This is a genomic window from Streptomyces sp. NPDC001348, assembly GCF_053597535.1.
The window spans coordinates 59,515-69,295 of sequence record NZ_JBSFIK010000038.1; the positions used below are offsets into that span (position 1 = coordinate 59,515).

At 72.3% G+C, this 9,781-nt stretch carries 8 protein-coding genes and 1 pseudogene; 3 read left to right on the top strand and 6 right to left on the bottom strand.

Features of this window, described 5'->3' with window-relative positions:
- Window positions 1-249: 249 nt before the first annotated feature.
- A complete protein-coding gene (locus ACWC21_RS31555) occupies window positions 250-864 on the top strand; it encodes a hypothetical protein (RefSeq protein ID WP_450886735.1) in 615 nt (204 codons plus the stop codon).
- A gap of 85 nt (window positions 865-949) precedes the next feature.
- Here the strand turns inward: ACWC21_RS31555 and purH are convergent, their stop codons facing one another.
- Both purH and purN read right to left on the bottom strand, forming a co-directional pair.
- Entirely contained in the window at window positions 950-2,539 is a 1,590-nt protein-coding gene (gene purH, locus ACWC21_RS31560) for a bifunctional phosphoribosylaminoimidazolecarboxamide formyltransferase/IMP cyclohydrolase (RefSeq protein WP_450886737.1), read from the bottom strand.
- Window positions 2,536-3,165, bottom strand: a complete 630-nt coding sequence (gene purN, locus ACWC21_RS31565) for a phosphoribosylglycinamide formyltransferase (protein WP_450886738.1) — start codon at window positions 3,163-3,165, stop codon at window positions 2,536-2,538. Before purN ends, purH begins: the two co-directional genes overlap by 4 nt.
- 270 nt (window positions 3,166-3,435) lie before the next feature.
- Here purN and ACWC21_RS31570 point away from each other — a divergent pair, with 270 nt between their 5' ends.
- On the top strand, window positions 3,436-4,221 hold the full coding sequence (locus ACWC21_RS31570; protein WP_450886740.1) for a hypothetical protein: 786 nt from the start codon (window positions 3,436-3,438) through the stop codon (window positions 4,219-4,221).
- 54 nt (window positions 4,222-4,275) lie between these two features.
- Here the strand turns inward: ACWC21_RS31570 and ACWC21_RS31575 are convergent, their stop codons facing one another.
- The gene (locus tag ACWC21_RS31575; RefSeq protein ID WP_450886742.1) at window positions 4,276-5,832 is read right to left on the bottom strand and encodes a cell division protein PerM; all 1,557 of its coding nucleotides are present in this window, start codon (window positions 5,830-5,832) and stop codon (window positions 4,276-4,278) included.
- 113 nt (window positions 5,833-5,945) lie between these two features.
- Here ACWC21_RS31575 and ACWC21_RS31580 point away from each other — a divergent pair, with 113 nt between their 5' ends.
- Entirely contained in the window at window positions 5,946-6,764 is an 819-nt protein-coding gene (locus ACWC21_RS31580; protein WP_450886744.1) for a sigma factor-like helix-turn-helix DNA-binding protein, read from the top strand.
- An 86-nt stretch (window positions 6,765-6,850) separates the two neighbouring features.
- Here the strand turns inward: ACWC21_RS31580 and sucD are convergent, their stop codons facing one another.
- From sucD to ACWC21_RS31595, 3 genes and pseudogenes are all read right to left on the bottom strand, one after another.
- Window positions 6,851-7,735, bottom strand: coding sequence for a succinate--CoA ligase subunit alpha (sucD, locus tag ACWC21_RS31585; RefSeq protein ID WP_388791736.1), 885 nt, complete (start codon window positions 7,733-7,735; stop codon window positions 6,851-6,853).
- A 28-nt stretch (window positions 7,736-7,763) separates the two neighbouring features.
- Window positions 7,764-8,945, bottom strand: a complete 1,182-nt coding sequence (sucC, locus tag ACWC21_RS31590) for an ADP-forming succinate--CoA ligase subunit beta (protein ID WP_450886746.1) — start codon at window positions 8,943-8,945, stop codon at window positions 7,764-7,766.
- Between the two features lie 418 nt (window positions 8,946-9,363).
- A pseudogene (locus ACWC21_RS31595) lies at window positions 9,364-9,781 on the bottom strand (hypothetical protein); the annotation flags it as partial.

Consider the following 9,781-nt stretch of genomic DNA (forward strand, 5'->3'; position numbering starts at 1 on the left):
GCCACCCGGTTCCAATCCGGGGGCCCCGGCCGGCGCTCCGGTCACCTCCGCCCATGTCCCACCTTGATCGACGATGTTGCACTTGCACAACACATCGCGAATGCGGCTGGACAAGTAAGAGTCCGCTAAAGAACGATGAGTACACAGTGCCGCGGGCAGTACCGGGGGGACGGACCGCATCTGTAGAAACTCTCCTCCGAACCGTGCCGCGCGTCGTCCCCGCACTTGAGCAACGGAGGAAAGAGCGCCATGAGTTTCGGCGACCCGAACAACCCCTACGGCCCGCCGCCCCAGGGCCAGCAGCCCGGTTACCCGCCGCAGCAGCCGCAGCAGGGCCAGCCCGGCTACGGCTACCCCACCGCTCCCCCGGTCCAGCCGGGCTACGGCTACCCCACCGCCCCGCCGGTCCCCCAGGGCTACGGCTACGGCGCGCCGATGGAGATGCCGGGCCTGATCAAGACCGCCCGGGTGCTGCTGTTCATCCTGGCCGGCCTGCAGTTCCTGGTCGGCCTCGGCCTCGGCGTCGCGGCCGGTGCCGCGCAGGACGTCTCCAACGGCGTCGGCTCGGGTGACGACACCGGCACGGCGACCGGCCTGCTCATCGTGTTCGCCCTGCTGATGGTGGCGCTGGGCAGCCTGTCGATCTTCCTGGGGGTGAAGTTCAAGAACGGCGGCAGCGGAATCCGCATCACGACGATCGTGTACGCGTCCCTGATGCTGCTCGGCAGCCTGGTCAACATCGTGAAGGGCGCGGGCGGTTCCGGCACCTTCGGCGGGGTCGTCTCCCTCGCCTTCGCCGGCATCATCCTCGCCTCGATGGTGAACAGCGCGGCCTCGGCGTGGTTCAACCGCCCGAAGTTCTGAGCGCGGCGGACCGTCGGCACGCACCAAGGGCCGTGTCCCACCCGAGCGGGGGGCACGGCCCTGGTGCGTCGGCGGCAGGCCGGTGTCAGTGGAAGAAGTGGCGCGTACCCGTGAAGTACATCGTCACGCCCGCCTTCCCCGCGGCCTCCACGGCCAGCTCGTCGCGGACCGAACCGCCGGGCTGGACGATGGCCTTCACGCCCGCGGCGATGAGGATCTCCGGTCCGTCGGGGAAGGGGAAGAAGGCGTCGGAGGCCGCGTAGGAGCCGCGTGCCCGCTCCTCACCCGCCCGCTCGACGGCCAGTTTGCAGGAGTCGACCCGGTTGACCTGTCCCATGCCGACGCCGACCGAGGCGCCGTCCTTGGCGAGCAGGATGGCGTTGGACTTCACGGCCCGGCACGCCTTCCAGGCGAAGGCGAGCTCCTTCAGCTCCTCGGCGCCGAGCGCCTCACCGGCCGCGAGCGTCCAGTTGGCCGGGTCGTCGCCGTCGGCCTGGAGGCGGTCGGTGACCTGGAGCAGCGCGCCGCCGTCGACGGGCTTGACCTCGACGGGGTTCGCGGGGCCCTCGGGGCAGCGCAGCACCCGGATGTTCTTCTTCTTGGTGAGGGCCTCCAGGGCGCCGTCCTCGTAGTCGGGGGCGACGATGACCTCGGTGAAGATCTCCGCGACCTGCTCGGCCATCTCCTTGCTGACCGGCCGGTTCACGGCGATGACGCCGCCGAACGCGGACAGCGGGTCGCAGGCGTGCGCCTTGCGGTGCGCCTCGGCGACGTCGGCGCCGATCGCGATGCCGCAGGGGTTCGCGTGCTTGATGATCGCGACGCAGGGCTCGGCGTGGTCGTACGCGGCACGGCGGGCGGCGTCCGTGTCCGTGTAGTTGTTGTACGACATCTCCTTGCCGTGCAGCTGCTCGGCGACCGCGAGGCCGGTGCCGTCGGCGTCGACGTACAGGGCGGCGGGCTGGTGCGGGTTCTCGCCGTAGCGCAGGGTGTGCGCGCGCTGCCAGGTGGCGCCGAGGAAGTCGGGGAACTGCCCCGCGGCGGAGCCGCTGTCGGCCGCAGCATCGACGGGGGCGTAGGAGGAGGCGAACCAGGAGGCGACCGCCACGTCGTAGGCGGCCGTGTGCTGGAAGGCCTCGGCGGCCAGCCGCTTGCGGGTGGCGAGGTCGAAGCCGCCGTCCGCGGCCGCGGCGAGGACGTCCGCGTACCGGGCGGGGCTGGTGACCACGGCGACCGACGGGTGGTTCTTCGCGGCGGCACGGACCATCGAGGGGCCGCCGATGTCGATCTGCTCCACGCACTCGTCGGGCGAGGCGCCCGAGGCGACGGTCTCGCGGAACGGGTAGAGGTTGACGACGACGAGGTCGAACGGTTCCACCCCCAGCTCGGCGAGCTGCTCGCGGTGGCTGTCGAGACGCAGGTCGGCGAGGATGCCGGCGTGCACCCGGGGGTGCAGCGTCTTCACCCGGCCGTCCAGGCACTCGGGAAAGCCGGTGAGCTCCTCGACCTTGGTGACGGGGACGCCGGCGCCGGCGATGCGGGCGGCGGTGGAACCGGTCGAGACCAGCTCGACACCGGCCGCGTGCAGCCCGCGGGCGAGCTCCTCCAGACCGGTCTTGTCGTAGACGCTGACGAGCGCCCTGCGCAGGGGCCGCTTGTTGCTCTCGGCGGTCACTGGATAACTACCTTTCGTCCCTCGATGCGATGGCCGTTGCGGGCGATCCGCCCCACGACCTCGACGAGCAGTCTTCGCTCGACTTCCTTGATGCGCTCGTGCAGAGCGCTCTCGTCGTCCTCGTCGCGGACCTCCACCACGCCCTGCGCGATGATCGGTCCGGTGTCGACGCCGTCGTCGACGAAGTGGACGGTGCAGCCGGTGACCTTGGCGCCGTACGCGAGTGCGTCGCGCACGCCGTGGGCTCCGGGAAAGCTGGGCAGCAGGGCGGGATGGGTGTTCACGAACCGTCCGCCGTACCGCGCGAGGAACTCCTTCCCCACGATCTTCATGAACCCGGCGGAGACGACGAGGTCGGGCCGGTGCGCGGCGACGGCCTCGGTGAGGGCCAGGTCCCACCGCGCCCGGTCCGCGTGGTCCTTGACCTTGCACACGAAGGTGGGGAGCCCGGCGCGTTCGGCACGGGCGAGCCCTTCGATGCCCTCCCGGTCCGCACCGACGGCCACGACCTCGGCGCCGTAGGCCTCGGGGCCGACGCGGTCGATCTCGTCCAGGAGCGCCTGCAGATTGGTGCCGGATCCGGAGACCAGCACGACGAGGCGCTTGGCCACGGGCTTGGCGGCCACGGTGGGGCCCTTTCTCGGGGAAGCGGGTTCGTGCGGGCGGCCTGTGCATTCATACGAATGCTTCACGCCCCCCGATACGGGGAAGTCTACGAAGCGGCCGACCGCCGGCAACGATACCGGCACATGGGACGGCCCCCACGGGACGGGGGCGTGGCCGGAAGGTAGCGTCTGGGGGGAACTGGTCGGGAACGCGGCCGTCGCGCGACGCGTTGCCTTCAGGGACAACCCATTCGGACAGTCGTATCTCACCTAGGGGAAGACGCTCATTTGATGCCGGACCGCAGTCTGCGACTCCTCACGTTCCCCCCGCAGCCGGAGCAGGGCAGGCAGCGGGGCGCCGTGCTGCTGCGGGAACGGCCCGCCTCACCGCCCGACGCGCCCTCGGGCCGGCCGGACGGCGACGGCCAGGAGGGCGCGCCGGCCGACGACAACCCGTTCGCCCCGCCGCCGGAGGGCACCCCCGACCGGCCGTGGCAGCCCCGCCGCCCCTCGGGATCCGAGGGCTCCCAGGGCGGCCAGGACTCCGGCGACGCGGGCCACTCCCCGTGGGGCAGCCAGTGGAGCGACCGCCAGCCCGGCCGCTCCTCCGGCGGTTTCGGCGAGCGGCCGGGCGGCGGCCCCGAGGGCCCGGGCGGGGGCCCGCCCCCCAACCTCCGCTGGGACCCCACCGACCCGGCCCAGCGGCATGCGCGCTACGCGCTGCTGTGCGGCATGTGGGCCTTCTTCTTCGCCCTCTTCAGCTGGCCGTACGTGGCCCTGCTGCTCGGCGCCCTCGCCCTCTACTGGGGCATCAGCGCGCTGCGTGCCAAGCCCCGCAGGCCCGACCCGGACGTCCCGGCCCCCGAACCGGCCGGCCGTCCGCAGACCACTGCGGCGGTCAGCGGCCTGGTCACCGGCTCGCTGGCCCTGGCCCTCGTGGCGGTCACCTTCACCGCCCAGCTCGTCTACCGCGACTACTACACGTGTGTGAACGACTCCCTCACCAGTGAGGCCAAGCAGTCGTGCAAGCAGTTGCTGCCGCACGAGCTGCGCGGGCTGCTGGGGCAGAGCGGCTGAGAGCCGCACGGGATTCCGGGGACAGGACGCCCCTGACACCCGGGGGCTCCGGGGTCAGTCCTCGTCGGGTCGCACGGGTTCGTCCGGTGGGGCCGTCTGCTCGGCGGGCGGTACGGAGTGAGCCGGCAGGGCGGTCGCGGCCGGTTCCTCGACCGGCAGTACGTCGTAGGCGTCCAGGGCGCTGTCGTACACGGACGGCTCGGGCGTCGGGGCCGAGGCCTGCTCCCTGACCTTCGGTACCTCGTCCCGCTTCCCCGGTGCCTGCTCCCGGGGCTCGGCGGCTCCCGCCGCCCCGGCCCGCGAGGACCGTCCGCCCCACCACCGCACCACGACCGAGACCGGCACCGCCACCGCTCCGACCCAGGCGGGCACCGCGCCGCCGACCTGCCACCACACCGGACCGAACCGGGCCAGCGCCGCCACCCCGAGCGGGCCGCCCGCCAGCTCCGCCAGCAGGGCGAACGCCGCCCCGCACAGCACGGCCGCCAGCAGTGCCGTCCCGGCGGCCCGCAGGACCGGCCGGCGCGCCCGTCGCCGTCCGGACCGTGCCGCGGAGCAGGCGACCGTCACCCCCGCCGCCACCGGCACCACCAGGACGGCCCACCGCCACGGCGTCGCGAGGGCACTGTGCGGGACCGCCGCCAGCAGCGGGAAGGGCGGCAGCAGCGGTGCCGGATGAGCGGCGAGGGGGGCGACCGGGTGCCCGGCGCCGAGCGCGAACCCGGCGCCGAGGGCGTACGCCACCGCCCACACGGCCGCGTTCGGGAGCAGCGCGACGCACAGCAGCAGCACGGCGAACCGTCCCGTCCAGCCCTCCGTGAGCTGCAGGAAGGAGGCGCGGGCGGCCGGGCCGTGCCTCACCAGTGACACCGCGAGCAGCAGCGCCCCGCCGCCGAGGAGCGCCGCCGTCCCGGCCAGTGCCGCCCGCACGGCCGCCCCCAGCCCGGCCGGCCCGCCCGGCGTCAGGGCCCGGCGGCGCAGGAACCCCGGCAGCAGCGCCAGGACGCTCAGCACCGGCTCGCGCGGACGGCCGTACGCCGTCCACACCCCGGCCCCGGCTCCGGCCAGCGCGACGAGCGGCAGGCACACCGCCGCCCGGTCCCACTCGGGCCGCAGTGCACCGCCGGAGGCGTACAGCGCCGCACCGGCGCCGACCGCGAGGTAGCCGATGACGACGCCCGTCCACGCCGTGCAGGCGTCGACCGGCGGGGGGCCGTCGGGGTCGGCCGGCGCGTCCGTGGCGTCCCGCGCCGCCCGGTACAGCAGCCAGAGCGGCAGCGCCAGAAGCAGCAGCGGGGTGACGCCGACGGGTGCGGGAACCCCGGTGAGGGTCTCGGTGCGGACCAGCTGGACGCCGTGCGCCAGCAGCCAGAGCGCGGCGGCGACGTGCAGCGCGCCCCCCGGCCCGCTGTCCGGGTAGGGGGAGCTGACCCACAGCACCATCACGAGCACGGCGAAGCAGCCGAGACCGAGCCCGGCCGCGACCGCGCCGCCCAGAAGGCTCCCGGCGAGTCCTGACGAGCGGTCACGCAGCCGGGTGAGCAGGCCGGTGAACAAGCGGGTGAACAAACGGGTGAACAAAAGCGACAACGACGGTCGGCGAGCGGTCATCTGCGTCACATCGCCATGCTCCCAACGACACGCGCTTTCCGCGCGTAACAGGCGAACCACCGAAGTGTCGCTCAATATATGTTTATGTGTTTTTTCTACCGGAGGGCTGCCCGGTGACGCCCCGTCAGGCCGGGGCCTCCCTGACGCCCGCTCAGGCTTTCGACGCGCTGTACGAGTTCTGCGCCCCCGCCCTCGTACGGCAGACGTACCTGCTCACCGGGCGGCGCGAGTCGGCCCGCGCCGCCGTGGAACGTGCCTTCGAGCTCGCCTGGCAACGCTGGCCGGAGGTGGCCCGGGACCGGGATCCGGCGGGCTGGGTGCGGGCCGTCGCGTACGAGTGCGCGCTCTCCCCCTGGCACCGCTTCCGGCTGCTCCGCCGCCCCGACCCGCCCCCGTCCGACGCCGCCGACCGGGCGCTGCTGCACGCCCTGCTGACGCTCCCTCCGGCCTACCGCCGCACCCTCCTGCTGTACGACGGCGTGGGACTCGACCTCCCGGAGACCGCGGCGGAGACGGAGGCGAGCACACCGGCGGCGGCCCGTCGGCTGACGCGTGCGCGGGCCGCGGTGGCCGCACGGGTCCCCGAACTGGCGGACTGCGACCTGCTGCACCGGCGCCTGGCCGAACTCGCCTCGACCGACCGGCTGGAGGCGGCCGGGCCGAGGGTGGTGCGGTCGGTCGGCGAACTCCGGGCCCGCCGCTGGACCCGGGCCGCGATCGCCCTCACGGCCTCGGTCGTCGGAGCCACGACCCTCACCCTGCGGACGGCCCCGACCCACTACGAGAAACCCCCGGGCCCGGCCCAGGCGGTACGGGGCGTACCGCCGCGGGCGGCCCTGGGCCCGCTGTCCGACCAGGAGCTGACCCTGCGGACCAAGCTCCGCCAGGAGACGGCGAGCGGACCGGAACGGGTGGTGCCGGTGCCGCGGTGAGCCGGGGGCGGCACACGGGCGGCACACGGAAGGGCCCGCGCCCCTCGGGGGTGCGGGCCCTTGCCGGGCGGGTCCGGCGGACCGCGTCAGCCGGCCAGGATCTCCCGGGCCAGCTTCGCCGTCTCGGTCGGGGTCTTGCCGACCTTGACGCCGGCGGCCTCCAGGGCCTCCTTCTTCGCCTGGGCGGTGCCGGACGAACCGGAGACGATGGCACCGGCGTGGCCCATGGTCTTGCCCTCGGGCGCGGTGAAGCCCGCGACGTAGCCGACGACCGGCTTGGTCACGTTCTCCTTGATGAACGCGGCCGCGCGCTCCTCCGCGTCGCCACCGATCTCACCGATCATCACGATCAGGTCGGTGTCGGGGTCGGCCTGGAACGCGGCGAGGGCGTCGATGTGCGTGGTGCCGATGATCGGGTCGCCACCGATGCCGACGGCCGTCGAGAAGCCGATGTCACGCAGCTCGTACATCATCTGGTACGTCAGCGTGCCGGACTTCGACACCAGACCGATACGGCCCGGCTTGGTGATGTCGCCCGGGATGATGCCGACGTTCGACTGGCCCGGGGTGATGATGCCGGGGCAGTTCGGGCCGATGATGCGGGTCTTGTTGCCCTTCTTGCCGGCGTACGCCCAGAAGGACGCCGTGTCGTGCACGGCGATGCCCTCGGTGATCACGACGGCCAGCGGGATCTCGGCGTCAATGGCCTCGACGACCGCGTCCTTGGTGAACTTCTCCGGCACGAAGATGACGGAGACGTTGGCGCCGGTCTTGTCGATGGCCTCCTTCACGGTGCCGAAGACGGGTACCTCGGTGCCGTCGAAGTCCACGGTCTGCCCCGCCTTGCGCGGGTTCACGCCGCCCACGACCTGGGTGCCGTCACCGAGCATGAGCTTGGTGTGCTTCATGCCCGTGGCGCCGGTCATGCCCTGGACGATGACCTTGCTGTCCTTGTTGAGCCAGATAGCCATGGTGTGTTGGTGTCCTCGTCCTGAGTGCTTACTTGGCGGCGTGGGCCAGCTCGGCGGCCTTGTCCGCCGCGCCGTCCATGGTGTCGACGCGCTGCACCAGCGGGTGGTTGGCGTCCGTGAGGATCTGCCGGCCCAGCTCGGCGTTGTTGCCGTCGAGGCGGACGACGAGCGGCTTGGAGACGTTCTCGCCGCGGTCCTCGAGGAGCTTCAGGGCCTGGACGATGCCGTTGGCGACCTCGTCGCAGGCGGTGATGCCGCCGAAGACGTTGACGAAGACGGACTTGACGTCCGGGTCGCCCAGGATGATCTCCAGGCCGTTGGCCATGACCTGGGCGGAGGCGCCACCGCCGATGTCCAGGAAGTTGGCCGGCTTGACGTTGCCGTGCTTCTCACCGGCGTACGCGACGACGTCCAGGGTGCTCATCACGAGACCCGCGCCGTTGCCGATGATGCCGACCTCGCCGTCGAGCTTGACGTAGTTGAGGTTCTTCTCCTTGGCGGCGGCCTCGAGCGGGTTGGCCGCGTCCTTGTCGTGGAGCTCCTCGTACTCGGGGTGACGGAACTCGGCGTTCTCGTCCAGCGACACCTTGCCGTCGAGCGCGAGGACCTCGCCGGAGGCGACCTTCGCGAGCGGGTTGACCTCGACGAGGAGGGCGTCCGACTTGATGAAGGTGTCCCACAGCTTGATCAGGACGTTGACGACCTTGTCCGCGACCTCGGCCGGGAACTTGGCGGCCTCGACGATCTCGCGGGCCTTGGCCTCGTCCACACCGTCGATGGCGTCGATCGCGATCTTCGCGACGGCCTCCGGACGGGTGGCCGCCACCTCCTCGATCTCCATGCCGCCCTCGACGGAGGCGATGGAGAGGAAGGTGCGGTTGGCACGGTCGAGGAGGAAGGAGACGTAGTACTCCTCGACGATCTCCGGGGCGGTCTCGGCGATCATGACCTTGTGGACCGTGTGGCCCTTGATGTCCATGCCGAGGATGTCCGTCGCGCGGGCGACGGCCTCGTCCGCGGAGGCGGCCAGCTTGACGCCACCGGCCTTGCCGCGGCCACCGACCTTCACCTGCGCCTTGACGACGGACTTGCCGCCCAGACGCTCGGTGATCGCGCGCGCCGCCTCAGGCGTGTCGATGACTTCACCGGCCAGCACCGGTACATCGTGCTTGGCGAAGAGGTCCCTCGCCTGGTACTCGAACAGGTCCACGCGCTTCCGTCCCTATCAGTGATCTCGCGGTTCGTTGGATGCGTGGGCGTGCCGCGAAGGGCAACGTGACGTCCGCCTGAGTCACAAGGGAAGCGCACACGGTGTCCGAGCGCGCGGCATGTCCGTCTCGCAGGTTATCTCTGCTTGCGGGGGGCCTCTAAATCGGCGGTCACACCTGAGCGGTGATACCTGTCACATGATGCCGGTTTACGCGGCACGGCGTGCCGCGGGGCGGGGCCTCACCGGGCTGGGGTTGACCCGGTGAGGCCTCTGAAATGGCCCTTGAGGGCCGTGGGCGGCTGATCCCCACCCCAATGGGGACCAACCGCCCCGATCCGTGAGCTGTCGGCCGGACGAGCCGACGGCGTTCGGCCGTCCAGGCCATTCAGCCTCACGGAGTCGGTCGGGACGGGCCGGCTCAGACGCCGTACGTGTGCCCGTCGTGAACGGTGTGCGGGTTCTGCACGTTGTGCGTGTACCCCGTGTCATGGACATACGCAGGCGTGACCGACTCGGCCACACCCGTCATGCCGTCGACCGCGTGCCCGGCGAGCGGGCCGGCGGCGGTAAGGGTGGTCCCGGTGAGGTCCTGCGCGAACGGCGCCACCTGCCCGGCGACCTGCCGGCCGAAGGAGCCGGCCTCGCCCGTCACTCCGTACGCCAGCGCGGTGGTGCTGCCGGTGACCGGGAGAACGGTGCGCGTAACGGTGTCGACGACCGGCCGGACCGCCCCGGTGACCCCGCCGGCGAACGGCGGCACCTCGCCCAGGACACCCTGCGCGAGCGGCGGCACGGCTCCGGCGACCCCGCCCGCGAAGGGCTGGACGTCACCCATG

What these genes read in the sequence shown, in the direction of transcription:
- ACWC21_RS31555 (WP_450886735.1), top strand. Translation starts at nt 250, where the DNA reads ATGAGTTTCGGCGACCCGAACAACCCCTACGGCCCGCCGCCCCAGGGC.
- ACWC21_RS31570 (WP_450886740.1), top strand. Translation starts at nt 3,436, where the DNA reads ATGCCGGACCGCAGTCTGCGACTCCTCACGTTCCCCCCGCAGCCGGAG.
- ACWC21_RS31575 (WP_450886742.1), bottom strand. Translation starts at nt 5,832, where the DNA reads ATGACCGCTCGCCGACCGTCGTTGTCGCTTTTGTTCACCCGTTTGTTC.
- sucD (WP_388791736.1), bottom strand. Translation starts at nt 7,735, where the DNA reads ATGGCTATCTGGCTCAACAAGGACAGCAAGGTCATCGTCCAGGGCATG.